This window comes from Nitratiruptor sp. YY08-26 (assembly GCF_016593215.1).
GTDB classification, from domain to species: Bacteria; Campylobacterota; Campylobacteria; order Campylobacterales; family Nitratiruptoraceae; genus Nitratiruptor; species Nitratiruptor tergarcus.
In genome coordinates this window covers 73,211-98,767 of record NZ_AP023063.1, presented here as the reverse complement: position 1 = coordinate 98,767, position 25,557 = coordinate 73,211, and the positions used below count along the sequence as shown (strand labels likewise).

Here is a 25,557-nt window from a genome sequence, read left to right as displayed (position 1 = left end):
GAAAAGATGCAAACACCAACACCAGAGCAAGTGATGAATATGATGAAAGATCGATTCGGATCTCTTCCAAAATCGATTGAAATAGCAAGCGAAGTTGATCCAAGTTTGATTGTAGAGCAAGCAATTAGCTCAAAGCTTAGTATGCAAAGTGAGAAAAACGCTCTTGATCCAAAAACAAGCACATTAGTGTTTTTAGCTGCAGCTTTGGCTTTGGGCAATGAAGAGTGTGTGGAACTCAATACAAAAGCTGCCAAAAAGATGGGAGCAAGCAATGAAGAGATTCTTTCAGTCATTCGTATAGTGCGCCATGCAGCCGCAAGCAGTGTGGTAGGAGTGGCTGAAGCGGCACTAAAAAATCTACAAGAGTAAAGATGCCTCATTGGCTGGATAGCCTTTTGGCATCGCACTCTTTTTTGGCATTTTTCGGAGCGTTTGCTGCGGGAAGCCTTACCGCAGCAGCTCCATGCTCACTCATTTCCGTCCCTTTGCTGGTTGGAACCGTTTTAGCGCTTAATAAAGATTTATCAGGTCGTAAAAAGATCCTCTTTACCTATCTTTTTTCTCTCTTTTTTGCTTTGGGAGTGGTTGTTAGTTTTTCCATTTTAGCCTTTTTGGTTGCCAAATTTGGCTATTTTTTTTCAATCGCTCCTATGTGGGCATATTGTATTGCAGGAGGAGTGAGCATATTGATTGGGCTGTATGCATGGGGTCTTTTTGGTGAGATTGAAAAAAACAAAATAATCGAAAAGCTTGTTGGATTCCGCCTTTTTGGAGGTTTTTTGATAGGTATTGTTTTTGGACTCATAAGCACCCCTTGCGCATCGGCTCCTTTGGTAGCAATTATCACTTTAGCAGCAAACAGCCACTATATGTATGCATATATGCTTGTTTTTAGTTTTGCTCTTGGACATTCACTGCTGCTTTTAATTGCAGGAGTTTCAGTGGGATTTGCACAAAGAGTTGTCTCAAACAAAACAGTAGCAAAGCTCTCTACTCTTTTGAATAAAAGTTTTGCTCTTGTTTTGATTGGGTTTGGATGCTATTTTTTTTATAGAGGTTTTCAGCAATTATGAAAGGGTAATAATGAAACAGCTACTGTTTGTGCTTCTTTTTACATTATCGCTTTTTGCAGATGCAAAAATGCTTCCATCTACGCCTTTTAATGAAATTCAAAAAGCGATTGCTTCTGGAAAACGGGTTTTGGTTGAAGTTGGATCAGACCACTGCTTGAGTTGTCAAAAAATGGGAAAACTGCTTTATACCATTAAGTAAGAGCATCCAGATTTTCAAATATTTTTTTTAAATATCGAACAAAATCGAGAGGCAGCAAAAAAGTTACAAATTATGCTCATTCCAACACAGATTTTGTACGAAAAGAAAAAAGAGGTCTATCGTCATATCGGAGTGCTTTCCAAAAAAGAGATTATAGAACTTTTGAAATAATAGCTTAGAAGGTTATGCATGCGATCGAAAAAAAGAATATGTCAACAAAATGATGAAAAAGGAAAAAACACTAATCTCCACTTCAGAGGTATAGCAGCATTAGCTGCAGCTTTTGGTGTAGTGGCATTTTGGAGAGGAAGCTGGATGCTTATGGATAAGTATCTTTTTCCAAATAACGATCTGTTGAGTGCTCTTGTAAGTATTGTAGGCGGTATTGGAATCATTTTGTTTTTAAATTACAAATTTGAGGATCTTTTTTGAAAAGAGAAGATATGAAAACAAACAAAGGAGTCAAAGATGCCAGATCCAAGATTTTTAAAACCGTGGCATGGAATACCAAGAGAAGAGATAGATTGGCATCCCACTGTCGATCATGAGAGATGTATAGGGTGTGCAACATGTGTGACAGGATGCAACAGGCTTGTGTATAGATATGATTTTGAAAACGAAAAATCGATTGTCTATGATCCGTTGAACTGTCTTGTAGGATGTACCACCTGCCATAATACTTGCCCGGTAGATGCCATATCTTTTCCGCCATTTGATGTCGTTTTAGATCTTGAAAAAAGAGTCGATGAGCATCACGCAGTTGAAGATGATCTATTTACTCGAAGAGATATTTTGGAATACAAAGATGCAAAACCAGCACCAAAAGAGCAAGCAAAAATTGTTGATAAAGAGATCAGAGGTGATGTGACAATTTTAAGATGTGATCTTGAAAATGTGCAAAATATACGAGCCGGGCGTTATATGGAGCTTGAAATTCCGGGTAAGAATTGGCTTGGAAGGAGCTATTCTGTTGCAAATGTTCCTTTCTCTGACGGATATGTCGAGTTTCATGTCAAAAGGGTTCCAGGAGGAAGATTTAGCGAATATGCCTATAATGACTTGAAAAGAGAGGAATCCCTCATTGCAAAAGGGCCGTACGGAAAGTTTGTGTGATTCGCAAAACAGACTCTATTTCGTGGCTCTTGGTGTAGGGCTTGCACCGCTTATCGGAATGATACGAGAAGTACTCTTAAAAGATCAAGATAGAGATATCAAACTGTTTTGGGGAGTGAGCCGATCAAAAGATTTCTACTATTTGGATGAGATTAACGAGCTTGCCCAAACATATAAAAATTTCAAACCCATTTTGGTGGCGAAAGAGTATGATGTTGCATTTAAACTGCCAAAACATGGACAATTTTTCAAAAAAAGAGCACTGGAGGCTTTTTTAGAAGAGATTTTTGATACCGATAGGGATTACTATATAGCAGGACCTTTTGGAGCATTGGATACGTTTAAAAAAGTGCTTATGAAAAATGGAGTGGACGAGAGTAAAATACATACAGAGATATAGATGAAAAGAGCACTCTCTCAATCTTTAAAAAGTTTTTTCAAGATATTACCGATGCTATTAGGGGTTATCGGAGTTGTCGGCATTTTCAAAGTTTTCATCACTCCCGATCTGCTTGCATCTTTGTTTACTAAAAATCCATTTTATGATACCTTCATTGGTCTTTTTGCCGGAGCCATTGCCGTTGGGCAGGCAATTATAAGTTATATATTAGGTGGGGAACTTTTAGAAAGTGGCGTGTCGATGTATGGAGTGACGGCGTTTCTTTTGGCATGGGTTACGCTTGGAATTGTGCAGCTGCCACTGGAAGCAAGCGTACTTGGCATTCGATTTATGCTTCTTAGAAACATTTTGGCTTTTATTTTTACCTTCTTGATTACCATCGCTACCGTTTGGACGCTGGAGCTTTTGGGATGAGGGGAAAATGGTTTTTGCTCATCGTCGTTGCAAGCTATATGTTGCTTTTTCTCTTTTTCCCTCAAAAAGCTATTTTGGCTTTGCAGGAGTTTTTTCATCTTTTGATCAAAATCGCACCTATTTTAGCCGTTGTCGTTTTAATCAATGCCCTTATCAACTTTTTTATCGACCCGAAAACATTGGCAAAACATCTAAGCCGTGAAGGCGGGATAAAAGCATGGACCATAGCACTGTTTGCCGGGATTTTAAGTCACGGTCCCATGTATGCATGGTATCCTTTGATAGATGATTTAAAGAAAAAAGGGCTAAGGGATTCTTTAATAGCCCTCTTTTTTTATGCAAGAGCTGTGAAACTGCCACTGCTTCCATTGATGGTGCACTATTTTGGACTAACATTTACAATAGTGTTGAATATATACATAATCATAGGAGCCCTATTGCAAGGGATGATTGTTGAAAGAATAGAAAATGAGTGATAAAACAGTAAACCAAAAAGAGACTCCGACCCTTTGGCAGCTTTGTTGGGCATATTTTCTTTTGGGTTTGACTGCATACAGTATGGCGATGCTGCAGCAGTTAAAAGACCTTATCGTAAGAAAAGGATGGCTGAGTCAAGAAGAGATAGATGAGGGGCTGGCTATGGTGCAGCTCTATCCTGGACCCATTTTTGTCAATCTGGCTACCTATTCAGCCTATCGAATTAAAGGATTTTTTGGCGCTGTTTTAGCTACTTTTCTTTTTATTTTGCCATCTTATCTATTGATGTTGCTCTTATCGTGGCTCTATTTTCGATATGGTCATATCGAATGGGTTCATCCCATCTTTATTGCCATAGAGGCGATGGTAGTAGGGATTGTTTTACAAGTAACGATCGATTTTTCCAGCCGATATATTGATGGAGGCAAAACTGCACTGATAGCCGGTATCGCGCTTATATTGATGCTGTATGGTATGAATGCCTTTTGGATTATCATAGTTGCCGCAGTACTTGGACTATTCTTTTTTTCTTTAAAAACTTCTCAAAAGGATTATGAAAACATAAAAGAGTATGAAGTGGTATTTCCTGGCAAATGGCAGTGGCGTATGGTAGCTATTTTTCTTGCAGGTTCCATTTTTGTACTGCTTTTTGCAGCAGGATATATATGGCATACCGAGTCTGGAGAGCTGCTCTTTTCTATGTTCAAAGTGGGAGCAGTGGCTTTTGGCAACGGAATGACCATAATGCCGCTACTGCAGCAAGAAGTGGTAGTTTCGCATCACTGGCTGACATTGAAAGAGTTTGCAGACGCAATAGCTTTTGGTCAGATTACGCCAGGACCCTTCCTCATTACCGCCACTTTCATCGGTTATAAAGTCAGTGGGGTTTTGGGAAGCGTTTTGGCTACCGTTGGCATGTTTTATCCCTCTTTTTTTTATACTCTTGTTATGAGTGAAGTGTATGAGAAGATCAAAAAGTTGGCTCTGATTCGTAGTGCTTTAAAAGGGATATTGGCTGCGTTTACAGGTATGCTTGTTTTTGTTCTATTAAGCCTGGGCAAAGTTGCTCTCATAAATCCTGCAACCTATATATGGGCGGTTGGGGCTTTTTTGGCAGTACGATACTGGAAAATAAATATTGTATGGATCTTTTTAATCGGTGTTGTGGCTAAGCTTATACTGTATTTTAAGTAAGAAGAGAGTGGCAAGAGTTTATGGATGCAATGCATCATATAACAAACAGTGTTTCAAGATATGTCTGTTTGACTTTGTTACAAAATTTATTAGTAGGAGAAAGCAGTGGATTTTGATGAATATCTGAAAAGTTTTGATTATGATGAGCGAAAGGCTATGAAAATCGGGCTTGAAGAGATGTTTGAGCTTTTACAAAAAGACGAAGCACAAGTTGTTGATATCAGATTTAGGGAGGAGTATGAGGCATGGCATGTAGGATTTGGATTGCATATTCCACTCAATGAGCTGCCAGACAGACTCAATGAGCTAGATAGTAGCAAAACAATTGTGACTATGTGTCCCCACTATGACAGAGCCGAAATTGCAAGGCTCTATCTTACACTCAAAGGCTTTAATGCACGATATCTTACGGACGGACTGCTCAAAGTGGTCGAATTTTTAAGAGGTGACAAAGCAAAAGAGATAATAGAAAGTATACAAGATGTATGATGTTTTATCTTTTAATCACTTTATTACTCAATATGTATTGATAGTCATTTACTATATTGGTGCAATTGTTATGCCATTTGTACTTTGGATTGCAAGGCATTGGATTGTCCAAAATATCTCAATTGCTAAAACATTAAACGATATACTTCACACACTCTATGCTTCGCTTTCCAAAAGAGGCAAGTTTGTGACAATTTTGATGTTTGTGGGGTTCTTTTTATGTGCCGAGCTTTTCTGACGGATGATCTTTGAAGCAATGATAGGCTATTTTGATATGCATGATCTCTTGTATGAGATGCATAAGCACCAAATGTTAGAAGGAAAACAATGAAACGACGAGATTTTATGAAAAATGCGGCTTTGGCGGTGGGTGGACGGACTTTGGCTTCTGCAATGGCAGAAGTTAAAAGAGGCTTTTTGTCACTTTCACTCAAAAACATGGTAGGGGATTCTACGATGGGGCACAATTACCTAGCCAATCTCAAACTTTTCCCTGGGATAGGGGAGGGTATGTATGACTATAAAAATTCTCTAAAATTTTGCCATCATGTGCTTTCAATATTGCCATATATCGTAGAAGGACCGATAGAGCCTTTTTATAAAACGACAGTTTTGGTAAATGGATAAATTATGAGCCCAGAGCTTATCCATTATGGTCTATATTTTTTACTTACTTTTGCTCTTTCCACCCTCTTTGCCATGGGTGGCGTGGGCTCTGCCATTGCACTGGTGCCAACCTTTACAATGATGGGACTTCCTTTCAATCTTGCCAAGGCGATAGGGCTCTTTATCAACTCAGCTTCTACCATTACAGCTTCAATCATGAACTTTTTTCGAGGTGTTTTGGATATAAAATTCGCCCTTCCTTTGGTGATATCCATTATGATCGCTACTCCAATTGGGGCATGGTTGTCTCAATATGTTCCAAAAGATATCATCGAATGGATGCTGGTAGCCTTTTTGATTGTCAGCGCTTTTTTATTGCTCTTTAGTCATAGAGAAACAAAAGTAGTTTATGATAAAGCGTGGATACTCTATGTGATTGGAGGAAGTGTCGGGATTGTTTCAGGGATGATAGGCGTTGGCGGTGGATCGCTTATCATGCCGCTGCTTATATTGCTGGGATTTGATGCAAAAAAAGCAGCCTATGCCATCAGTTTTGTGATTCCTTTTTCCACTCTTGGCGCCTTTGCTACATATCTTAGTTTTGTCAAGATGGATTGGCTCCTTTTAGCCGATGTAACCGTTGCAGCGATTATGGGAGGGTATTTAGGTGATAGAATCATGCACTATAATTTAACAGCAGGACAGGTCAAAAAGCTTATTGGTGTTTTGCTTTTGATTGTAGCAGCCAAGATGATAGCAAAACTGCTGCATATCACTTTTTAAGGATAGAGTATGTTACATATATTGAAAAAAATTGCTGACTGGATCGTCGAGCATGAAAAGGACGAGGCGACGGATTGCACCGTTCCTGATGAGGTGATCGATGAGTGGCTTGAGACGATTGAAGAGAGAAAAAAGCAGATGGAAAAACTGGGGCATACCGATTCGGCTCAATATGAGATGCTTAGCGATTTAGAAAAAAGAGTTAAAGAGATTCAAGTGATACGAGCAAAAAAGTGCAATCACAAAGGAAGCAAATGGGGCACCACCATCACGAAGTAAGTGGTAAAAATCTTTTTATTACGATCATTTTAAATATTATCATCACTTTGTCGCAAATCATTGGCGGATTTCTTTCTGGTTCTTTGGCGCTTTTAAGCGATGCGATGCATAACTTCAGCGATGTGCTCTCCCTTGTAGTTGCATGGATAGCCAATCGTTTGGCAGCAAGAGAGGCTGATAGCTCAAAAACGTTTGGTTATAAACGGGCTGAAATTATAGCAGCGCTTTTTAATGCCTCTTTATTGATGGCAATAGCCATTTTTTTGATTATTGAGGCGGTGCGGAAATTTTTGCACCCAGAAGCTATCGATTCCATGTGGGTTATATGGCTTGGGGGTTTGAGTATCGTTTTAAATAGTCTAAGTGTTTTTCTTGTCAAAGAGGATGCCCATGAGAATATGAACATAAAAGCAGCCTATTTGCATCTTTTAACAGATGTGGCTACTTCAGTGGCTGTTGTTGTGGGTGGGTTACTCATGCAGTGGTGGCACATCTACTGGATCGATCCAGTTATCTCTATTTTCATAGCTTTTTATCTTATTTGGGCTTCTTTTGATATTATCAAAGAGTCTGTCTTTATCTTAATGCAGTTTGCCCCCAAAGAGATAGATTTGCAAAAGATTGCCGAAGACGTTTCACAAATAGCTGGAATCGAAAATATCCATCATATTCACATCTGGAGACTCAATGACCATGATCTCTTTTTTGAGGCACATGTGGATTTTAGCAGTGATCTTAAACTAAAAGAGGTGATGAAAAAGATGGAAAAAATAGAAAAAGTTTTAAAAGAAAAATATCATATTTTCCATGTGACACTGCAGCCAGAATACCGTAGAAATGATACAAAGGAGCTTGTAGTATTGCCTTAAAAATTATCTATTCAAAAGATCTTCTTTGTTATAGTTTATTAAAGTGGCTATTGAAAGGATGGTTTTGAGAAGATTAAAAATAGAACTTAATTTGTCGACGCTCTATATCCTTCTTTATACCATCTTTTTATTTATTGCATCTTTTTTGATGGAGTTGCTTGAGCCTCAAACCTATAAAAATTTTTTTGATGGTTTATGGTGGTCTATTGTTACGGCGACTACCGTTGGATATGGTGATGTGGTGCCCCATAGTACAGCTGGAAAAATTGTAGCGATTATCATTATTGTAGGTGGTGTCATTGCAGTTGCTGCATTTACAGCGACAATGACGAGCAAACTTGTAGCCCTGACAATCTCTTCAAAAAAGGAATATGAGATGTTGGATTCACTGAACAAGCACCTTGTGATCTGCGGGTTTAAAACGCCTCGCATAGAGGTTTTACAAAGTTTTAAAGCCCATTATGGGGAGAATATCGTAATCGTTTATCCTGAACTTGTACCAGAACTAAAAAATCTTCTTGAAGAGCATCATCTCAAATGGGCGCAAGGGGAATACAACGATGAAGCGGTTTTGAAAGAGGCGCATATCGAAAGAGCCGATAAAGTTATGATACTCAATATGCATGATGAGTTTGCCGATGCAAGGGTGCTTGAGACGGTCATTTTGATTCGCTCCTTAAATCCACATGTCTATATTACAGCAGAAATCATCGATCCAAAGTATGAAAACTATCTCATAAAAAGCAAATGCAACGAAATTATTATGAGCGAAGAGTATAACCGCTTTTTACTCTCAAAATCTGTCACAGAGCCTGGGATGTCCAAGGTTATCAGAAAGCTACTTAGAACACAAAATATCCATATCCAAACGAAACACTCCTATGAGGGAGTCTCTTATAAAGAGGCTTTTGAGGATAGCTTGCAAAAAGGGGAGATACTCATAGGCATCGTAAAAAACTATATAACAGAGAGTGAACTGAAAAAAATTGTCTTAAAAAAGCTGCAGTTTGGAGGGGATGTGGAAAAATATAAAAAGCTTCTCACAAAAATCAAAAAAAATCAGGTCGAGATGGAAGTGGTTATCAATCCTGACGATAATCTTGTTATTCCTGAGTTTGCAGCATTAATCGTAATGGAGAGAAAACATGAAAAATCCGCTGTTTGAAGGTTTGAATGAAGAGGAGGAACAAAGCTTTTTGTCCATTTTTACAAAAAAAGAGATTTCAAAAGGGCAGGCGATCAAAAAAGAAGGTGAGCATTTAAAAAAAGGGTTTTTGTTAGAAAGTGGCGAGCTTTTGGTAAAAAAGCACTCCAGTGATGGAGAGATGGAGGTTGCAACGATCAGTGACAGCAGTGTCTTTTTTTCACTGACCTGCCTTGTGGATAGAAGTAACAGTTTAACGACTGTAGAGGCTAAAAAAGATTCAGTGATTTTGGAAGTTTCTCAAAAGGATTTTTTTGCCTTTTGTCAAAAAAATCCAGAAATTGGTGTAAAGGTTTTGAAAAATGCAACGTTGCTTCTTGCTAAATTTTTAAGAAATAGCGATGAGAAAATTGTTCAGATGTACAAAACACTAGAAGAGGTGCTGTGATGAATGCAAAAATTGAACTTATTAAAGAGATATACCAACTGCAAGATGATGATCTAAAGAAGCGAAAAGAGGCGTTACAAAAGATAGAGCCTTATGTGAATGAGATAATGGACAAATTTTACGAAAAGCTCTTGCAAAAAGAGGAATTTACGAAATTCATTCCGGTTGAGAGAATCCCCGAGCTCAAAAGAAAACAGATCAAATTTGTTGCTCAGTTACTCTCTAAACCTTTTGATGAGGAGCTTTATAACAAAATTGCAAAAGTGGCCATTGCACATTATCACATCAGACTCGATCCGATTTTGCTCTCTTACGGTTATCATATACTGAGTGAACTCATTTTAGAGCTTTCACAAAAAGAGCCTACTATCTTGCCCTATCTCAAGCTCATAATCAAGTATTTAAAAGTATCAGAAGAGATCATGAAAGAAGAATACTTTTCGCAAAAAACGTTAGCAGAGTCTCCTTACAGGGCAAATGATCTTTTTATTGCAGTTAATAGCCTTCATATGGCCTATATTCGATGCAAAAGCTCTTTTGAAGAGTTGAAAGTAGACAAAAAAGCAAAAGAGCTTTTTGAAAAGAGTTTGGAAGAACTCAAAGAGTATAAAGATGTTTTAGAAGAAGCTGGTTTTCATCTATCAACTATCAAAAGATTTTGTACACAGTTTTCCAATGAGCCAAATGAGAAGAATTTACAGGCACTGAAAAACACTATTATCAAGCCACTCAATAACATCAATGTCACAGCATATCTTTCTTTGACAAGCTCTCTTGCTACAATGCGGGCAATGACCGATATTGTTTATACAAGAAGTATTACCAATGATAAAGCATTAACGATAAAGACTGTCCAGCTCAATATATATAAGCTATTAAGCCAAAATTATGGATGGGCAATAGAAGCATTGGAGTTTTTAGAGAGTGAACCGGAAGAAGGCTATGATATTGTTAAATATATAAGTTTTAAAGAGAATGTCTTTTTTCTTTGTATCAAAGTAAGAGATGTTGTAAATAAACTCTATGTTATTGAGGCAATCGATCTGTTGGCAGAAGCTATGAAGTTGACACTCTATATCAAAAGCAAGGAATGAAATGAGTTTAGAATATTGCTATCCCCTTAAAGAAGGGGAAATGCTTCATGCAGAGCACAAAGAGTGGCCTTTGTTTGATGTAACAATCCATGGAAGTGATACGGAGCGGCTCAAACTTGCCAAAAGGCTCGTTTGCTCTGTCAAACATCTGCCGCTTCGATTAAAGATTCACTATGAAAAGGATGCTAGAAAATCGATCGAAAAGGGTGTGGCAAAAGATCCAACGTTAGAGTGGCAAGGCAAAATCTTGGCTGAAGGGCTTGTGAGTGCAGAGGAGCTGACACAGATTTTTGAAAGGCTTATAGAAGATGAGAGATAAGCTTGGTCTCAAGGAGCTTGTAGCCATCGGCATAGGGAGCATGATCGGTGGCGGAATCTTTTCAGTTATGGGTGTTGCCGATGAGATTGCAGGGCATGCAACAGTTTTAGTCTTTGTAATTGGAGGTATCATCGCTCTTTTTGCAGGATACAACTATGCAAAATTGGCACTTGCGTACAAAGTTGACGGTGCAAGCTACATCTATTTGAAATACGCTTTTCCGAAAACTCTAGCTATTGCAGCAATTACAGGTTGGAGTGTGATAGTAGGATATATTGGTACACTAGCACTTTATGCTTATACTTTCGGATCATATGGAGCTGCAATGCTTGGATATGCTGACAACTATCTTGTACGCTCACTTCTTGCTTTTGGAATCTTGACGCTTTTTTTGTGGATCAATCTTTTAGGTATCAAAGAGATGGGAGAGAGCGAAGATGTTATCGTCTTTTTTAAAGTGGCCATTATGATGACAATGGGAATAATTGGCCTTTTTTATCTCAATCCTTCCCATTTCCAACCCTTATTTGATAAAAGCTTTAGTGGAGTCCTTTTGAGTGCAGCTTTGGTTTTTGTGGCATTTGAAGGTTTTCAGCTTATTACCAATTCTGTGGCTGAGACCGAAAATCCCGATCGCAATACACCACTTTCTATCTATCTTTCTATCACTATTGTCACTCTCATCTATGTGGTTTTAGCTATTGCCGTTATTGGAATCTTAACACCACAGGAGATAAAAGCTGCAAAAGAGTACGCGATAGCTGAAGCACTTAAACCAATTCTTGGCGAATGGGGATTTGTCCTGGCTTCCATTGCAGCGATGCTGGCAACCAGCAGTGCTATCAATGGTACACTTTTTGGAGCTAGTCGTATGATGGCAGATATCGCAAAAGATGGGATCTTCCCCTCAATTCTCTCATATAAAAATGCTAAAACAATTCCATCCCATGCTCTTTTGTCTATGTACGTTTTAGCTACACTCTTTGTGCTCTATGGGAGTTTGGATAGCATCATTGCATTTTCAAGTATGACTTTTTTACTAGTTTCTCTGGCTGTAGCAATCGCGAATGCAAAGCTCTATAGACAAACAAACTCTTCTTTAATAATCATTTTGCTTTCCATTGCTCTGATGAGTATTACAGTAAGTCTCATGATTTATTATCTTTTTGAAAATGAGCCAAAAACGCTTTTTGATATTGCAATGATATATGGGCTTATCATTATAAGTTTTACATTTTATTACATTTTACAAAGAAAGCATCTAAAAAGATAAAAAAGGTCTTAGCATCATTTAAGTGGTAGAACACCTTTGCTTGAGCGAATAGATTGTAAATATAGCTATTTATCCCTTCTCATCCTTTTTTGCCAAAGATCTTTTAACATTGCTTTTGATAATACTCCTTTTTAACTTTCCATACTTATTTATATTTATATAATGAATAAATTAAATTATAATTTATTTATTAACACTTCAATGTTTTTCGTTACACATTTTACAGGCTCAAATTTTATTCAGTGCTAAGAAATGATATGGATGCTACAAAATTTATCACTTTCTGCTTTGCTATTAAACAACTGTATAAATTTTTTAAGTTAGTATAATATTATTTTTGTATACTATAATTTAAGATAACAAGCCTTCAATAATAGCACTCAAAAGGAATTGCATGTTTCATAAAAAAGCAGTTTTGCTCCCTACTATTATAATCTTAATCCTTTTTACAGGATGTGCTCCTAGTGTAAAAAATCTTGGAAAATCTTCTGCCCATATGCAAGAGACAAAGCACGTTACAACTCAATTAGAATATAAAAAGCTTTTTGATAAATATCTCGATGAAAATAAAACAGATGATCTTCTTTGGGATTATGAAGCTGGCACAGTAGGATATTATGTTAAAGAGTACAAAGATAGTGTTTTTTACTTCGATAAAGCAGAGGATTTAATAAAAAAATATGATGAAGAGATCTTAGCTTCAAAAGTACTAAGTAGTGTAGGAGCAGCTCTCACAAATGATACCTTTATGGATTATCGTCCAAAGATTTATGAAAAAATCATGGTTAATACCTATAAAGCTATCAATTTTATTAATATGAGAGATTTTCAAAATGCCAGAATAGAGTTTAATAGAGCTTTAGTAAGAGAAGATAGAGCAAAAGAGTTTTTTGCCAAAGAGATCGGAAAAGAGAAAGAAAAACTCCAGCAAGAACAAAAGAAAAAGCTTCAAAATGTTAAAATCAAAAAGGAAACAACTAGTCCAATTGAAAAAAAATACTCCAATCTTTTTGCCTTTAAACCTTATAGAGATTTTACCAATCCATTCACCAGCTATCTTGCAGGTATATACTTCCTTAGTATTGGAGACTATGACAAAGCTACAGACCTTCTAAAAGAGTGTTATGGAATGATAAAAGGTCTAGACGCAGGTGCTGACTATGTCAAAGCAGATTTTGAATTAGCTGATAAAATGAAAGGTTCTTTGACGCAAAGAGCTAAACATTATACATGGGTTATCTTTTTGAACGGACTTGCTCCAAAAAAAGAGGAGTGGAAAATCGATGTCCCTGTTTTTCTAGTATCAAAAAAGGTACTGTATACAGGTATTGCTCTGCCAACATTAAAGATGAGACCAAAAGCATATAGATATCTTGAAGTCACAACACCCCATGGGACAAAAAAGACAAAAGAAATAGCAACAATGGATAGAGTTATCAAACTAGAATTTAAAAAACGCTTTCCTGTTATCATGACACGGGCACTAACAAGAACAATTGTTCAAACTGTCATTCAAAAACAGCTTCATGATAAATATGGTTTCTTCGGCGGGCTAGTAGGTGCAGCTTATCAAGGCATCATGAATAAAGCAGATACAAGAATGTGGGAACGACTACCAAAAGAGTTTCAAGTAGCAAGACTCTACACTCCTGAAAAACTTGATATTTTTACTCCAGATAAAAAACACATTGCTTCAATTTTTACAAATAGTGCAAAAAATTATATTGTATTTGTCACAATTCCTTCTAAATCGAGCGAACCAATAGTATCTTATCAAGCTTTTTGAGAGAAATTACTTTCTCTCTCCTAAATGAATATCAATATTTCCTGTATTTTTACTGCCCTTTATAACATGTGAACTCTCTATATGAGAATTATGTTTTTTTTTGATCTTCTCTCGAAGCTTTTCAAAAAATTTTTTATGTTTTTGCTTCTGTTTTTCAAAATCCTCATTAAAACTATCATAATCTATCCACTCTTGATTATTTTCTGTACCAAATGATCGTAAGAGATCCACAATATTTTTATCGTTCCTTTTCGCAGCAATTTCTAAGGGCGTGAGATTGTCTCCATTTTTTAATTTTAATGCTATCGCAAAAGATGGAGAAAGCATTAAAAGTTTTATCGCATAAGTATCTCTATTCATAACTGCAAAATGTAGAGGTGTATTGCCCGCTCCATCTTGTATTGCGATACTCTTTTTTTGATCGATTAAAAATCTCAATAATCTATATTTTTTATATAAAACTGCATAGTGCAAAAGATTTTTTCTATTGATATCATATTTATCTAAAACAAAAAGGTGACTTTTTACATACTGCAATATACTATTTTCATTGTCATATCTTACTCTATAAAAAATAGAGGTATTTTGATCACTATTAATATTCACATCTATATTATCACTGAAAGCATAGAGGTGTGTTGATAACAGTATCATTAAAAGCAAATAGCATTTATATTTCATCTTAGAACTTTCTATAAAAAAATAATATTTATTTCAGAAATATTACATCCCTTATAAAATTTTATTCATTTAATCTTTAATTAACATAAAATGTTCTATAATATTTATGAAGTGCCAATAAAACAAAAGGATAGAAAGATGAAAAAGTTAGTTGTTGGAATAGTAAGTGTAAGTTTAATTACATCTTCGCTATTGGCTTTAAGCAATAAAGTTGAGGTAAAAGACTCTAAAATTTTGAATAAAACTGAAATTCTTAATTCAAAAAATAGTGGAAATGCAGGTATTGAAGTAAAAGGGAAAAATGTCAAGATACAAGACTCTACAATAAAAAATAAAACAATAATAAGAGACAGATCAATAAACACCGGAAATGCAGGTATTTCAGTAAAAGGAAGAAATGTTAAGATAAAAGATTCCACAATCAAAAATGAAACTACATTGAGAAGTGGATCGACAAATAAAGGAAATGCAGGCATTGAAGTGAAAGGGAGAGGAAATGTAAAAATAACGAACAAATCAAAACTATTAAATAAAACAAAAATGACTCACTCAACAAACACTGGAAATGCGGGTATTTCTGTAAAAGGAAGAAATATTAAGATAAAAAATTCCACAATTAAAAATAAAACTACAATGGTCAATTCTCAAAATTATGGTGGGAATGCAGGTATCTCAGCTAAGGGTGGAAATGTTGGTATAACAAAATCAAAACTTTTAAATAAAACATTGATGATTAATTCAGAAAATCGTGGGAATGCCGGCATCTCAGCAAAAGGAAGAAATGTAAATATAAAAAATTCCACAATAAAAAATGATACAACATTAATCAACTCAAAAAATCGTGGGAATGCAGGAGTCAAATTAGGAGACTAAAATAGAAGGTGGATTCTTCCACCTCTATGAAGAAAGGAAAAAATGAAAAAACTCAATCTTTTAATAATATCAGGTTTTTCCTTTTTTTGTTTTGCTTTTAGTGAAGCAACAATTTCACAACAAAATCCTACATCTTATAACACAAACAATAAACCTTCAGAAATTATAAAACAAATGGGAGCAGAAGCATCTTCCCATCCCCAAGTTCAATATGGCAAAAACTTTAACGATGAATTTGAAAATTTTGGAAAAGATAAAAAAATCAATAAGCTCTATTATAGAAATATGATAAAGCAAAGAGCAAAGAGGAATCCTAAAAAATATAAATTTAAAATTATTAGAAAAAGAAGTGATCTACAAAAAGCAGGAGTAGAAGTAAAAGATAAAAAGAGAGTGAGAGAAGTCTATAACTATACTGAAATCAAAAATATCACTTCTACATCTTTACATGACAATAAGGAAAAAAACATTGGTGTTGTTATTGATAAAAAAGCAAAAGTGAGAAAAGTTGTTAATATTGTCGATATTAAAAATGTTCATACAAATGAGAAATTAAATAGCGGTGTTGAAATTAAATCAAAAAAACTTCCATCAAAAATTATAAATAGTGTTCAAATAAAAAATAGCAAAATTGGAGAGTAAACAGTGAAAAAACTAGCATGGTATCTCAGTCTGGGTTTAACAGTAATGTTACTAAGTGGCTGTGGAATTGCAGCTGCTAAAAAAAGAATTCCAAAACTTGAAAAGCCGAAGCAAGAGGTAACAACTAATGAAACTAAATATAGTGTCTCCCTGCAGACAATAGGCGACATGCTCTATGAGATAGAAGATCCAGATATCTACATCTATATTCAGCCTATAACGAATAAAACAACAGGAATAGGAAAAGTTCCCGAGGATATTGCCGGTATGCTCAAAAGTTCTTTTATGAATATGGGATACAAAGTGCATGTTGTCTCCAATCCAGACTTTATCCCAAAAGGAGCAGAAGCTTTTGTTATTGAAGGTGAAATTAGTGAGTTTGATGCAATCAAAAGCGAAAATGCAAATTACAATCTTGGACTCTACTTTGGAAAAGGACAAGGGGAAACGGACATAAGCAAACAAGCTGATTATGGATACCAAGAAATTAAACTGGGGGTCGATTTACGAGCTATAAATTTAAATACACTAGAGTATGTACCTTTTGCTTTCGCAAAAAACAAAGTTATTATAAAACGACTTACCGACTCAAATGAAGTAGGCTTCAATATAGCCGGAAGTGGTTATGCTCTAACAGGAAGCGCAAGTGTACAAAATGGTGTGCATGAATCCCTCCGACTTTTAGCAGAAGCAAGCAGCGTAGAGTTATTAGGAAAACTACGACTCCTTCCATATTGGTTGGCAATTCCAGGAGCAATGCCAGAATATCAGGTAATCAACAATTATAAAAGAAAATTTCGTTCACTTCCACCGGAAAAAAAGGCTATATACGTCTACTATTTACTAGGAAAATTTTATCCAGATATGAATGAAAACAATTTTTACAACTACATAATTAGATTTAAAAAAGAGTATGGCATATACCCGCCAGATGATACAATCACACCGGAGCTTTTTGTAAAACTCTTGATCAATTTACCAAATACACAGGTAAAAAGAAAAATAGAGTATAAACGAAAAAAACTTTTAAAATCAATTTTGGAGTAAAGCATGAGAATACTCCTTTATATATTGCTATTATCAGCTATTCTTTTTGCAGATAAAATCGCTACGAGTTACCAAGGTACATCTGATTATAATGTCATTAGTAACAGCATTCTCAATACATATTTCACTATCGAAGAGACAAAAGGCGATATTCAGAGTTTACGCTCTCTTCTAAAAAATCCCTCTACTTCATTAGCAGTTGTCCAAGAAGATATTATCAAAGATCTAATAAGAGAAGATTTTGCGCTTAAAGAAAGATTAAAAATTATCTTTCCTCTTTACAGAGCAGCTATACTTATAATTACTCCAAAAAATAGTGAAATAAAAAATCTCAAAGACCTCTCCAATAGAAGAGTGATAGTTGATAGTGAAGGGAGTGGAGATTTTTATACCTTCCTCAATCTCCAAGAAAAATATACCCTAACGCCAGAAATTTTTAATATCAAGAAGAATGAAGCTATAAAATATTTAAAACGAAGCAAAGCCGATGCCTTTTTCTATATAGGCAACATCAAAGATATTGCTTATCTCTACCCTTTTTACAATTTTATTCCTGTAGTAGATAGCAATTATAAGCTGGGCTTTTTCGATATTGATAATAACAATAGCATAAGAACTGCATATCTAGATAAATTTTTACTCTCAACTACACAGAAAGAAAAGAGACTTCCAAAAACAGATCTCCATAAACTCCTTGCCACACTTTTAGTAAAAGGAGAGAGAGAATATCTTTGTGGTTTTACAAGAAATACTCCAGTGCAGCTTGAAGATTACATCTATTTTGTCTGTGCTGAACATATTACACTACAACAAAAATCTCCTAGTATCACTCATGCTAAACATAAAAAGAAAATAGCAAAAAAACTCTATTACGATGATATAGAAGATATTACAATTTATCCTATAGCATTAAAAAACAAAAATTTTGACAATTATGGCACAAGTTATATTGTCGAAAAAACCAAATTGGACAATGCTATAAAACTCATAAAAAAAGAGATTAAAGAGGAGCCATCTTGCAAAATCGTCATTATTAGCAAAGGCAATGAAGTTGAAGCTATTGAGCATGCAAAACTTATTAACAGATATTTCAAAAAGGCCCACATTAAAAGAAAATATATTATTAACAAGGTTTTACCTGTTCCATGTAATGACAACTGTTTTTACAGCACAACCATAACATTTAAACAGTTATAACGATGTTTACAAATACTTTTATACTCTTTTTTCTCATATCGTCGTCTCTCTTTGGGTATGTTTTTGAAACGAATCCTATTAATAATAAAATAGATCAATTCAAAAAACAGCTCTTAGGTACAAGAACTATCTCTAACAAAATATTCCGTGATCAGGTATTTAATAAAAAGGATTTTAAAAATTACAAATTTGAAAATGTAGAGTTTATTCATTGTAATTTTAATGCAACCAATTTTCGCAATAGTAAATTCAACAAAGTAGTTTTTAAAAACTGCACCATTTACAATAGTGACTTTAGATTGACTCTCATAAAATTTAGCAAATTTATAAAAAGTGAAATAAAGTTTTCCTATTTCAATAATGCAAAATTACATTTTATAGACTTTATCTATTCAAAGTTACCAGGAACCAGTTTTGTACAAGCAACATTACATAATTGCAGATTTATAAAAAGCGATTTATCTTCAGCTATTTGGCCCAATGGGAAAAAATGTATGAAAGGAAGTTTTGAAAAATGTATCTTTGTACAAAAAAGATAAATTTACTTGCAATTTTTTTGTTATTCATCGGAAATACACTCCTCTTTGCTGATAGCAATATCATCTCAAACAAGACAATAATATCTCCTGGTAGCGTTGTGCATGGCAATACAGGAATCATTATTAACGGGAAAAAAGTATCGGCTCCTCATAAACAAGACTTAAAAAAAAGGATCGCAAAAAATATTCAATGCAGTTTTGACAAAGGAGTATTCAAGATAGATGGAATGACTCTTCATATACAAAATAGAGACAAAGAGTGCAAAATTATATTTCCTCAAATACTAAAAAACGAACTCAAAATAGCAAAGAAAACTTTGGAGTTGAAAGACTCAAAAGAGATTGCTTATGGTGCGCCAATAGATTTATATATTCACAATATTCATACCATTTTTCTTATTGGTGATACATTTTTAAAAATTGATAAAAAAATCGATACACTCAATCTTACAGTTCAAGGTGATGCAGACATTGAGTTTAAAAATGCAGTTAATACCATTTCTTTAGATATAATTGGAGATGCTCAAATCAAATTGCAAGATGTTCAAAAAGCTACTATTAACTACAGTGGTGATCTGTTTTTGGAAATAGAAAAGATTGAAACCTTAATTTTAAAAGGAACAGGAGATGTGATTATAAAACCAGAAGATGAACATTTTACATTAATAAAATCTATAAATGGTGATTTACACATCATAAAAAAGGAGAAAAAGTGAACATAAAGACTTTGAAAATATGGAGTATTATTGCAGTGCTCATTCTTTCAACCGGATGTGCCCCCTCTACATACCCTGCACACAAAAGTGCAAGCAACGTTTTAAAAAGTATAAGCAACGAGTATATTATCAACAATATTCCATTAGATTATAAAGTCTCTATTGTCAGCTATAACTCCAAGTATACTAATGACCTTTTGCATGTCTCTGTTGATATCAAAAACCATAAACAGGAGCAATATGAGCTAGAGTATCGATTTAGATGGTTTGATGATACCGGATTTGAAGTTGATGCAACGCCTTGGCTGCCTCTTACACTCAATGCTATGGAGTATAAAACAATTCAAGGAATTGCTCATAGCCCTCAAGTCGAGTCTTTCAAATTTTATATAAGAGTAAAACAGTAAAGGAGCAGATGATGAAAAGAAAAACCATTTATATATCTCTTATAATAGCAAGCATATTTGTTTCTGGATGTGCAGTAAGTAGTCAACCCCACTATATTGATAAAGAAAAATTAGGCACATCTACACCGACAACTCTCGGTCTTGATTATGAAGATATTGAAAGAGCTTCACTGAAACTTGTAGATTCTATGCTACGCTCTCCCTACCTCAACAAAATGTATGAGACAAAAATGAAAAAAGAGGGAAAACCTCTTATTATGATGATTAGTGATTTTACAAATGATACCACACAGCGCCTCGATATTGACCAGATAGTCAAAAAAATACGTATAGCGCTTCTTAATAGTGGCAAATTTATCGTAACAACTGCTCTTAGAGCTGGAGGTCCGGAAGATAGAGCGACATTGGAGCTAAGAAAGCTTAGAAAAAACAAAGAGTTTAATCAAAAAACAATTGCAAAAAAAGGAACAGTTGTTGCTCCAGACTTGAGTCTGTCTGGAAAAATCATTCAGCGGGTTTCAAAGTTAGCAAATGGAGAACAAAGAGTTGATTACTATATACAAATGAGTCTTACAGATGTAACAAGTGGCTTGGCTTTTTGGGAAGGTGAAGAGGTTATTAGTAAAGCTGGCAGCTCTAAATCTGCACCATGGTAAGAAAGGGGAATACCTTGAAAATATATAAAATTCTATTACATTCTTTAATAACTAGTTCACTTCTTGTATCAATATCTTCAGCCAATGCATCACAAAATAGTATCAATCAGCAAGATATACAAGAGCAAAACAGCTTATCTCAACCTATAGTTCCAACAGCCTCAGAGAAAATAGACGACTGGGCTGATGCATTTTTACAAAAAGTAGGAATTCCTTCTTTTGGGGAAGTAAATGGAAAATTTTTCTATTATGCACAAGAAGCAGTATCAATTCCTGCAACAGATCCCCAGTTTGGAAATGCTTTAGTCAATGCATATGATAAAGCTTTCTTTGCTATTATGGAACAGTATGCAAAAGATATGTATGGTAGAGAAACAGTTGATGAGATAAGACATTTTTTTTCGGACTCTTCGACAAATGCAGCGAAAATTGAGTTACCAAACAATTACACAAGAGGCTTTTGGGGGAAAATTCTAACAATTTTGGATAAAAATCTAGATGTAATTGATAAAACTCTCGATAAAAAGCTCATTGGACTTGGAGTAGATCCTAAAGAATTGCAACACATGTCTCCAAAACAGAAAAAAGATCTCTTCAAAGATAAATTTATAAAAAATGTAATTACCAAAGCAAGCGGCGATGTTTCTGGTATTTTTACCATTCAATCAGCATGGGCATCAGATAAAAATGGTAATTATGTAGTAGGTGTTATCGCTGTCGTCAGCCCTAAAACTAAACAGATTGCAAAAGATATTAAATACCATAGAAAATCTCTCATTAAAGGCAAAGGGAGAGATATACGATCTTTAATTCCAGACTCTCCACAAGATCTATCAAAAACACTAGGTACACGTCTTGTATATGATATCGATGGAACTCCAGCAATAATTTCTTACGGAATACAAAGCTATATTCCAAATAAAGATCACTATATCAATGTTAGACTCAAACAAAATGCAAAAGAGGGTGCAATATCAAATGCTGATGCACAAATTGCAATGCTAGTAAATGGTTATCTAAGTACAAAAACATCAAGACAAACAGGTGAAGAGATTAGAAAATATGTAGAACGAGAACTTAAACCAGACAGCGATACGATTGAAAAAACAATTAAAAATATAATCGACATTACAAATAAACAAGCTCAAGCTCATGCATCCATGAATTTACAAGGAGTCAGTACAGTAAAAACATGGAGATATACTCTTCCAACAGGACAAAAATTGGTAGGTGCTGTGAGAGTCTGGAGATATGCGACTCTACAAAAAATTAATCAATTTAAAAAAGGGTACAAACAAACAAGTAAACATACAACAAACAAAAGTGGTAAAAGTGGATTTGGAGAAAGCCAAATTGTAAATGATATAAATGATTTCTAAAGGCTATAAATGAAAAAGATACTACTAATAATTCTTTTTTCACTTTCTCTTCTTGCAGGTATAAAAACTATCTCTATCGTAGCCCAGGGCTACGGCACTACATATGATGAAGCTGTTAAAAATGCTTTGATTAATGCAGTTGGACAAGTCAAAGGAATAGCAATTTCAGCACAAAAAAGATTGCAGCGAAAAATTCATGAAGCTCACATATTTGTCAATGATTCGTATAAGGCATCAATTAAAGTTACTGATAGGACATCCAATAGCATTTTTAGTGCAACTGGAGGATTTATCAATAGCTATAAAATCATTTACGTTAAAAAAATCTCTCCTAAAGAGTATAAAGCAAAAGTCAAAGCCTACTTTGCAAAATATAGATCCCCTGGACTCAATCCTCGCAATCGCCGCTCCTTAGCAGTGCTTCCTTTTGAATACAAAAAAAATTACACCCTCTATGGTGTTTCAATCAACGGTAAAGCATTGTCTGATCGCATCACACAATCTATTGTCAATAAGATCACACAAACAAGAAAATTTACAGTGCTTGATAGACAAAATAGCAAATATTACCAAGTAGAAAAAGAGTTACTTACAAGTGGGGATAGCGATCCAGTTGAGCTTGCAAGACTTGGTAAAAGACTTGGAGCTGACTATTTTGTCATTGGCCAGATATTGGATTTTGGGGTAAATAAAAATATAGAAAACAACTACTATACAGGAGAAAGTAGTTCAAAAAATGAAGCCTACGCTACCATAGCATATAGGATATTAAATATCCCAACCCAACAGATTAAATGGTCTGATACTATTGACATTGAGTTTGAACTTCCTCCTGCAAGAAGAGCAGAAAGTATCGTAGTAAAAGCAGGAGATAAAATTGCCCAGGTTTTAGTCGAGCAGATCATTTTTAATATCTATCCCCCTAAAATAGTAAGCGTTAGTAGAGATAGAGTAGTGGTCAACATGGGTGGAAATTTTATACATACGGGGGAAAAATATGAAGTATATAAACTTGGTACAAGACTATACGATCCCTATACAAAAGAGTCACTTGGAAGAGAAGAGAAAAAAATTGGAACAGTGAAAATCACAAAAGTACTTCCAAAAATCTCCTATGCAAAAGTAGTTGAAGGAAAAGCAAGAAAAGGTGCAATACTTAAAAAAATATCTACCCCAAAAGAAGATGATTCCAACACTCAAAATATGGGTAAAGAATCTATGTTTGATGAGATGTTTCACAAATAATTGATACTCAAGTTGTTGTATTGAAAAGTTCCTTTTTGCCTATCCGTTGGGGATAAAAAAATGTAGATAGCTCTTCTCAATTTTTTCTTACACCATTACCTATATGCGGGAAGATCCTCTTTTTTCACCTCTCTCCATACGTAAATGGTAGCTACAATAATAACAAATCCCAACAAGAAAAGCGATCCAAGAGTTGCAGCACTCTTTGCTCTACTTCCCTCTCCAAAAATATAGCCCACAAGAAGCATAAAACCTACCCAAATAATGTTGGCACTCAATGTAAAAGGGATAAAGTAACGCAAAGGCATTTGAGAAATTCCTGCTGGGATCGAAATGTATTGCCCAAGTCCCGGAGTTAAAGGCGCTAAAAAAACCGATATTTTTCCATGGCGCGCAAAAAATTTGATCACTTTTTGAAAAAGTGCTTTTTGTCGATGCTTCTTCACAAGCCATTTAGCCAAAAAGTAGTTTATGAGCGCGCCACTAAGAGATCCCAATGCTCCACTAAAAAGCAGCAGAAAAAAACTCTTTTTACCAATGGAAGCAAGATATCCTGTAGGAATGAGAACTATCTCACTTGGAACAGGAATAAAAGTTCCTACAAGCAACATATAAAAATAGACTCCGACATATCCTAAACTATCAGCAAAATTTACAAGGAGTTGAATAATATGCTCTATCAAATCTCTATCCCGAAATATCTATTGACAACATATCCAATTACAAATGATATGAGCGCTACACCAAATGTAATAACAAACATCTCTCGTAATCGCTTACTAAAATCCTCATCTTTTGCAACTGCAATGTAGAAATTATAGATAATTATCGCAAGAGCTGCAGACAAAAACATAAATGCAAGCCCTACTTTTGCCTTTGCTACAAAGAAAAAAGGCGTTACGAGAAAAACTGTTGTAAGAATATATGCAAATCCCGTGTAGAGGGCATATTTTGGAGGCTCTATTCCACTATCTTGATTTTCTCTCGCTTCCAAATAGGCACTACCAGCCATAGAAAGAGATGCTGCAACTCCCATTATTATTCCAGTTATACCAACATATTGAGCATTATTAAAAGCTAACGCAATACCTGTAAGCGTTCCAGTTAGCTCTACGAGCGCATCGTTCATCCCTAAAACTACTGCACCAGCATAACGTAATTTACTATCATTAAGGAGCGAGAGGAGTTTAGCTTCATGCATATTCTCTTCATCAAATATCTTTTTTGCTTCAGGATATTTCATAATGAGGCGTCTATAGAATGCTTGTGCTCTCTCCTCTCCTCTCTCCATCAACTTTAAAGCAAAACTGAGTCCAAAAAGTCTAGCTAAAAAAACATACCAAAGCACTACAAACTTTTGCGGTTTGAGATCTTTTCCTGTGATGTTTTTCCAAAATGTATAATGCTCTTTCTCTTGCAATGCAATCTCTTGGAGAATCTTTTTATTGTGGGGATCTCTTTGGAGTTTGCTCAACTCCATATAGATAAAAAACTCATTAATTTCATTTTGTTGCTGTTTGAGTGCCTCCATCAATCTCCTTTAATAAAATATCCAATGTATCAATTGCAGTTACTATATCTTCTTGAATAAAATAGCTAAAGTATTCATCTATATACATATCAAACTCTCCAAACATTGTTGTGCGTTTACGACGCTTTGGATCTATAAGAATTGATACTGGAAACTGTTGTGCAATGTCAGCTATATCAATAACTGCTCCACTTGTACCTACAGCGATGAAAACATCCGCTTTTGTTGTATAGAGATACCTATAGTTTGGTGCAACTTCACCAAATAGTATAACATTTGGCCGTACGCTTTTGCTGCCACAAAAGTGGCAAAGGTGAGGTTGCGGAGTATATCCAATGTCCCAAATACTTTTACATTTATCACACCGCACCTCTGTGAGCTTACCATGCAAATGCACAGGCTCCTGCCCTGCTCTTTCACATAAGTCATCAACATTTTGTGTCAAATGCACACAGTTTTGAAGTTTTGTAAAGTAGAAATGGGCAGCATTTGGCTTACAATAAGCTAGCTCTTGACGTTTTTTATCAAAAAATGCGATAACTTTTTGTGGGTTGCGAAGCCATGCATCATGCGTAGCTACCTCCTCAATCGCTACCTCATCCCATAGCCCATCATCTCTGTATGTTGGAATACCACTTGGAGCACTGAGGCCTGCTCCACTTAAAAGATATATTTTCATAAATA

General features: G+C 35.2%; 35 protein-coding genes. 31 read left to right on the top strand and 4 right to left on the bottom strand.

The features are described from left to right. Nucleotides 1–6 precede the first annotated feature (6 nt). The 21 genes from JG738_RS00610 (at nt 7) to JG738_RS00510 (ending at nt 13,960) form a co-directional block, all read left to right on the top strand. Nucleotides 7–369: a carboxymuconolactone decarboxylase family protein gene (locus tag JG738_RS00610; protein WP_201337876.1), complete on the top strand. Its 363-nt coding sequence runs from the start codon at nt 7–9 to the stop codon at nt 367–369. Nucleotides 370–371: 2 nt separating this feature from the next. Beyond that, nucleotides 372–1,073 (top strand): cytochrome c biogenesis CcdA family protein, encoded by a 702-nt coding sequence (locus tag JG738_RS00605; RefSeq protein WP_201337875.1) that lies wholly within the window; start codon nt 372–374, stop codon nt 1,071–1,073. 10 nt (nt 1,074–1,083) lie between these two features. After that, a complete protein-coding gene (locus tag JG738_RS00600) occupies nt 1,084–1,272 on the top strand; it encodes a hypothetical protein (RefSeq protein ID WP_201337874.1) in 189 nt (62 codons plus the stop codon). 189 nt (nt 1,273–1,461) lie between these two features. Further along, nucleotides 1,462–1,704, top strand: coding sequence for a hypothetical protein (locus JG738_RS00595; protein WP_201337873.1), 243 nt, complete (start codon nt 1,462–1,464; stop codon nt 1,702–1,704). Nucleotides 1,705–1,740: 36 nt separating this feature from the next. After that, a complete protein-coding gene (locus tag JG738_RS00590) occupies nt 1,741–2,385 on the top strand; it encodes an FAD-binding oxidoreductase (protein WP_201337872.1) in 645 nt (214 codons plus the stop codon). Then, nucleotides 2,354–2,785, top strand: coding sequence for an FAD-dependent oxidoreductase (locus tag JG738_RS00585; protein ID WP_201337871.1), 432 nt, complete (start codon nt 2,354–2,356; stop codon nt 2,783–2,785). Before JG738_RS00590 ends, JG738_RS00585 begins: the two co-directional genes overlap by 32 nt. Beyond that, nucleotides 2,786–3,199 (top strand): permease, encoded by a 414-nt coding sequence (locus JG738_RS00580; protein ID WP_201337870.1) that lies wholly within the window; start codon nt 2,786–2,788, stop codon nt 3,197–3,199. It abuts the gene before it with no gap. Next, nucleotides 3,196–3,675, top strand: a complete 480-nt coding sequence (locus tag JG738_RS00575) for a permease (RefSeq protein WP_201337869.1) — start codon at nt 3,196–3,198, stop codon at nt 3,673–3,675. The genes JG738_RS00580 and JG738_RS00575 overlap by 4 nt, the downstream gene beginning before the upstream one ends. Then, nucleotides 3,668–4,870, top strand: coding sequence for a chromate efflux transporter (gene chrA, locus JG738_RS00570; protein WP_201337868.1), 1,203 nt, complete (start codon nt 3,668–3,670; stop codon nt 4,868–4,870). Before JG738_RS00575 ends, chrA begins: the two co-directional genes overlap by 8 nt. Before the next feature lie 105 nt (nt 4,871–4,975). Next, nucleotides 4,976–5,359 carry a rhodanese-like domain-containing protein gene (locus JG738_RS00565; protein ID WP_201337867.1) on the top strand — a complete coding sequence of 128 codons (384 nt, stop codon included), beginning with the start codon at nt 4,976–4,978 and terminating at the stop codon, nt 5,357–5,359. Further along, on the top strand, nt 5,352–5,597 hold the full coding sequence (locus tag JG738_RS00560) for a DUF4282 domain-containing protein (RefSeq protein WP_201337866.1): 246 nt from the start codon (nt 5,352–5,354) through the stop codon (nt 5,595–5,597). The genes JG738_RS00565 and JG738_RS00560 overlap by 8 nt, the downstream gene beginning before the upstream one ends. Before the next feature lie 89 nt (nt 5,598–5,686). Next, nucleotides 5,687–5,986 (top strand): hypothetical protein, encoded by a 300-nt coding sequence (locus JG738_RS00555; RefSeq protein WP_201337865.1) that lies wholly within the window; start codon nt 5,687–5,689, stop codon nt 5,984–5,986. A 3-nt stretch (nt 5,987–5,989) separates the two neighbouring features. Further along, nucleotides 5,990–6,748, top strand: coding sequence for a sulfite exporter TauE/SafE family protein (locus JG738_RS00550; RefSeq protein WP_201337864.1), 759 nt, complete (start codon nt 5,990–5,992; stop codon nt 6,746–6,748). Nucleotides 6,749–6,757: 9 nt separating this feature from the next. Further along, nucleotides 6,758–7,027, top strand: a complete 270-nt coding sequence (locus JG738_RS00545) for a hypothetical protein (RefSeq protein WP_201337863.1) — start codon at nt 6,758–6,760, stop codon at nt 7,025–7,027. Continuing rightward, nucleotides 7,003–7,896, top strand: a complete 894-nt coding sequence (locus JG738_RS00540; protein ID WP_201337862.1) for a cation diffusion facilitator family transporter — start codon at nt 7,003–7,005, stop codon at nt 7,894–7,896. Before JG738_RS00545 ends, JG738_RS00540 begins: the two co-directional genes overlap by 25 nt. A gap of 64 nt (nt 7,897–7,960) precedes the next feature. Continuing rightward, complete coding sequence (locus JG738_RS00535; protein ID WP_201337861.1) at nt 7,961–9,061, top strand: potassium channel family protein; 1,101 nt, start codon at nt 7,961–7,963, stop codon at nt 9,059–9,061. Beyond that, a complete protein-coding gene (locus JG738_RS00530; protein ID WP_201337860.1) occupies nt 9,042–9,488 on the top strand; it encodes a Crp/Fnr family transcriptional regulator in 447 nt (148 codons plus the stop codon). Before JG738_RS00535 ends, JG738_RS00530 begins: the two co-directional genes overlap by 20 nt. Next, nucleotides 9,488–10,582 (top strand): protoglobin domain-containing protein, encoded by a 1,095-nt coding sequence (locus JG738_RS00525; RefSeq protein ID WP_201337859.1) that lies wholly within the window; start codon nt 9,488–9,490, stop codon nt 10,580–10,582. Before JG738_RS00530 ends, JG738_RS00525 begins: the two co-directional genes overlap by 1 nt. A 1-nt stretch (nt 10,583) precedes the next feature. Next, nucleotides 10,584–10,901, top strand: coding sequence for a hypothetical protein (locus tag JG738_RS00520; protein WP_201337858.1), 318 nt, complete (start codon nt 10,584–10,586; stop codon nt 10,899–10,901). Next, nucleotides 10,891–12,174, top strand: coding sequence for an APC family permease (locus JG738_RS00515; protein ID WP_201337857.1), 1,284 nt, complete (start codon nt 10,891–10,893; stop codon nt 12,172–12,174). Before JG738_RS00520 ends, JG738_RS00515 begins: the two co-directional genes overlap by 11 nt. 394 nt (nt 12,175–12,568) lie before the next feature. Continuing rightward, nucleotides 12,569–13,960 carry a COG3014 family protein gene (locus JG738_RS00510; RefSeq protein ID WP_201337856.1) on the top strand — a complete coding sequence of 464 codons (1,392 nt, stop codon included), beginning with the start codon at nt 12,569–12,571 and terminating at the stop codon, nt 13,958–13,960. Nucleotides 13,961–13,966: 6 nt separating this feature from the next. Here the strand turns inward: JG738_RS00510 and JG738_RS00505 are convergent, their stop codons facing one another. Continuing rightward, nucleotides 13,967–14,614: an ankyrin repeat domain-containing protein gene (locus tag JG738_RS00505; RefSeq protein WP_201337855.1), complete on the bottom strand. Its 648-nt coding sequence runs from the start codon at nt 14,612–14,614 to the stop codon at nt 13,967–13,969. 165 nt (nt 14,615–14,779) lie between these two features. Here JG738_RS00505 and JG738_RS00500 point away from each other — a divergent pair, with 165 nt between their 5' ends. From JG738_RS00500 to JG738_RS00455, 10 genes are read left to right on the top strand one after another with little or no spacing between them, the layout of a single operon-like run. Beyond that, nucleotides 14,780–15,514, top strand: a complete 735-nt coding sequence (locus JG738_RS00500) for a hypothetical protein (RefSeq protein WP_201337854.1) — start codon at nt 14,780–14,782, stop codon at nt 15,512–15,514. Nucleotides 15,515–15,556: 42 nt separating this feature from the next. Beyond that, nucleotides 15,557–16,156, top strand: a complete 600-nt coding sequence (locus tag JG738_RS00495) for a hypothetical protein (RefSeq protein WP_201337853.1) — start codon at nt 15,557–15,559, stop codon at nt 16,154–16,156. A gap of 3 nt (nt 16,157–16,159) precedes the next feature. Further along, complete coding sequence (locus tag JG738_RS00490) at nt 16,160–17,203, top strand: hypothetical protein (RefSeq protein WP_201337852.1); 1,044 nt, start codon at nt 16,160–16,162, stop codon at nt 17,201–17,203. Between the two features lie 3 nt (nt 17,204–17,206). Further along, a complete protein-coding gene (locus tag JG738_RS00485) occupies nt 17,207–18,400 on the top strand; it encodes a TAXI family TRAP transporter solute-binding subunit (protein WP_201337851.1) in 1,194 nt (397 codons plus the stop codon). Between the two features lie 2 nt (nt 18,401–18,402). Continuing rightward, the gene (locus JG738_RS10600) at nt 18,403–18,939 is read left to right on the top strand and encodes a pentapeptide repeat-containing protein (RefSeq protein ID WP_201337850.1); all 537 of its coding nucleotides are present in this window, start codon (nt 18,403–18,405) and stop codon (nt 18,937–18,939) included. Beyond that, nucleotides 18,915–19,655 carry a GIN domain-containing protein gene (locus tag JG738_RS00475; RefSeq protein ID WP_201337849.1) on the top strand — a complete coding sequence of 247 codons (741 nt, stop codon included), beginning with the start codon at nt 18,915–18,917 and terminating at the stop codon, nt 19,653–19,655. Before JG738_RS10600 ends, JG738_RS00475 begins: the two co-directional genes overlap by 25 nt. Further along, a complete protein-coding gene (locus JG738_RS00470; RefSeq protein WP_084275037.1) occupies nt 19,652–20,062 on the top strand; it encodes a YcfL family protein in 411 nt (136 codons plus the stop codon). Before JG738_RS00475 ends, JG738_RS00470 begins: the two co-directional genes overlap by 4 nt. 11 nt (nt 20,063–20,073) lie before the next feature. Continuing rightward, nucleotides 20,074–20,718: a penicillin-binding protein activator LpoB gene (lpoB, locus tag JG738_RS00465; RefSeq protein ID WP_201337848.1), complete on the top strand. Its 645-nt coding sequence runs from the start codon at nt 20,074–20,076 to the stop codon at nt 20,716–20,718. Nucleotides 20,719–20,732: 14 nt separating this feature from the next. Further along, entirely contained in the window at nt 20,733–22,097 is a 1,365-nt protein-coding gene (locus tag JG738_RS00460) for a DUF6844 domain-containing protein (RefSeq protein ID WP_201337847.1), read from the top strand. 9 nt (nt 22,098–22,106) lie between these two features. Further along, nucleotides 22,107–23,342 (top strand): CsgG/HfaB family protein, encoded by a 1,236-nt coding sequence (locus JG738_RS00455; protein ID WP_201337846.1) that lies wholly within the window; start codon nt 22,107–22,109, stop codon nt 23,340–23,342. Between the two features lie 95 nt (nt 23,343–23,437). On the opposite strand, the gene JG738_RS00450 is transcribed toward JG738_RS00455, so the two are convergent. The 3 genes from JG738_RS00450 to JG738_RS00440 are packed head-to-tail and all read right to left on the bottom strand — an operon-like array spanning nt 23,438 to nt 25,552. Next, the gene (locus tag JG738_RS00450) at nt 23,438–24,025 is read right to left on the bottom strand and encodes a DedA family protein (protein WP_201337845.1); all 588 of its coding nucleotides are present in this window, start codon (nt 24,023–24,025) and stop codon (nt 23,438–23,440) included. Further along, nucleotides 24,022–24,873 carry a VIT1/CCC1 family protein gene (locus tag JG738_RS00445; protein ID WP_201337844.1) on the bottom strand — a complete coding sequence of 284 codons (852 nt, stop codon included), beginning with the start codon at nt 24,871–24,873 and terminating at the stop codon, nt 24,022–24,024. The genes JG738_RS00450 and JG738_RS00445 overlap by 4 nt, the downstream gene beginning before the upstream one ends. Beyond that, nucleotides 24,845–25,552 carry a Sir2 family NAD-dependent protein deacetylase gene (locus tag JG738_RS00440; protein WP_201337843.1) on the bottom strand — a complete coding sequence of 236 codons (708 nt, stop codon included), beginning with the start codon at nt 25,550–25,552 and terminating at the stop codon, nt 24,845–24,847. The genes JG738_RS00445 and JG738_RS00440 overlap by 29 nt, the downstream gene beginning before the upstream one ends. Nucleotides 25,553–25,557 lie beyond the last annotated feature (5 nt).

Bases quoted from the DNA above. Each gene is read 5' to 3' on its own strand.
- JG738_RS00445 (WP_201337844.1), bottom strand. From the start codon at position 24,873: ATGGAGGCACTCAAACAGCAACAAAATGAAATTAATGAGTTTTTTATC.
- JG738_RS00475 (WP_201337849.1), top strand. From the start codon at position 18,915: ATGTATCTTTGTACAAAAAAGATAAATTTACTTGCAATTTTTTTGTTA.
- chrA (WP_201337868.1), top strand. From the start codon at position 3,668: ATGAGTGATAAAACAGTAAACCAAAAAGAGACTCCGACCCTTTGGCAG.
- JG738_RS00515 (WP_201337857.1), top strand. From the start codon at position 10,891: ATGAGAGATAAGCTTGGTCTCAAGGAGCTTGTAGCCATCGGCATAGGG.
- JG738_RS00495 (WP_201337853.1), top strand. From the start codon at position 15,557: ATGAAAAAACTCAATCTTTTAATAATATCAGGTTTTTCCTTTTTTTGT.
- JG738_RS00500 (WP_201337854.1), top strand. From the start codon at position 14,780: ATGAAAAAGTTAGTTGTTGGAATAGTAAGTGTAAGTTTAATTACATCT.
- JG738_RS00485 (WP_201337851.1), top strand. From the start codon at position 17,207: ATGAGAATACTCCTTTATATATTGCTATTATCAGCTATTCTTTTTGCA.
- JG738_RS00510 (WP_201337856.1), top strand. From the start codon at position 12,569: ATGTTTCATAAAAAAGCAGTTTTGCTCCCTACTATTATAATCTTAATC.
- JG738_RS00545 (WP_201337863.1), top strand. From the start codon at position 6,758: ATGTTACATATATTGAAAAAAATTGCTGACTGGATCGTCGAGCATGAA.
- JG738_RS00530 (WP_201337860.1), top strand. From the start codon at position 9,042: ATGAAAAATCCGCTGTTTGAAGGTTTGAATGAAGAGGAGGAACAAAGC.
- JG738_RS00440 (WP_201337843.1), bottom strand. From the start codon at position 25,552: ATGAAAATATATCTTTTAAGTGGAGCAGGCCTCAGTGCTCCAAGTGGT.
- JG738_RS00520 (WP_201337858.1), top strand. From the start codon at position 10,584: ATGAGTTTAGAATATTGCTATCCCCTTAAAGAAGGGGAAATGCTTCAT.
- JG738_RS00525 (WP_201337859.1), top strand. From the start codon at position 9,488: ATGAATGCAAAAATTGAACTTATTAAAGAGATATACCAACTGCAAGAT.
- JG738_RS00560 (WP_201337866.1), top strand. From the start codon at position 5,352: ATGTATGATGTTTTATCTTTTAATCACTTTATTACTCAATATGTATTG.
- lpoB (WP_201337848.1), top strand. From the start codon at position 20,074: ATGAAAAGAAAAACCATTTATATATCTCTTATAATAGCAAGCATATTT.
- JG738_RS00550 (WP_201337864.1), top strand. From the start codon at position 5,990: ATGAGCCCAGAGCTTATCCATTATGGTCTATATTTTTTACTTACTTTT.
- JG738_RS00610 (WP_201337876.1), top strand. From the start codon at position 7: ATGCAAACACCAACACCAGAGCAAGTGATGAATATGATGAAAGATCGA.
- JG738_RS00555 (WP_201337865.1), top strand. From the start codon at position 5,687: ATGAAACGACGAGATTTTATGAAAAATGCGGCTTTGGCGGTGGGTGGA.
- JG738_RS00540 (WP_201337862.1), top strand. From the start codon at position 7,003: ATGGGGCACCACCATCACGAAGTAAGTGGTAAAAATCTTTTTATTACG.
- JG738_RS00505 (WP_201337855.1), bottom strand. From the start codon at position 14,614: ATGATACTGTTATCAACACACCTCTATGCTTTCAGTGATAATATAGAT.
- JG738_RS00455 (WP_201337846.1), top strand. From the start codon at position 22,107: ATGAAAAAGATACTACTAATAATTCTTTTTTCACTTTCTCTTCTTGCA.
- JG738_RS10600 (WP_201337850.1), top strand. From the start codon at position 18,403: ATGTTTACAAATACTTTTATACTCTTTTTTCTCATATCGTCGTCTCTC.
- JG738_RS00580 (WP_201337870.1), top strand. From the start codon at position 2,786: ATGAAAAGAGCACTCTCTCAATCTTTAAAAAGTTTTTTCAAGATATTA.
- JG738_RS00590 (WP_201337872.1), top strand. From the start codon at position 1,741: ATGCCAGATCCAAGATTTTTAAAACCGTGGCATGGAATACCAAGAGAA.
- JG738_RS00595 (WP_201337873.1), top strand. From the start codon at position 1,462: ATGCGATCGAAAAAAAGAATATGTCAACAAAATGATGAAAAAGGAAAA.
- JG738_RS00575 (WP_201337869.1), top strand. From the start codon at position 3,196: ATGAGGGGAAAATGGTTTTTGCTCATCGTCGTTGCAAGCTATATGTTG.
- JG738_RS00605 (WP_201337875.1), top strand. From the start codon at position 372: ATGCCTCATTGGCTGGATAGCCTTTTGGCATCGCACTCTTTTTTGGCA.
- JG738_RS00600 (WP_201337874.1), top strand. From the start codon at position 1,084: ATGAAACAGCTACTGTTTGTGCTTCTTTTTACATTATCGCTTTTTGCA.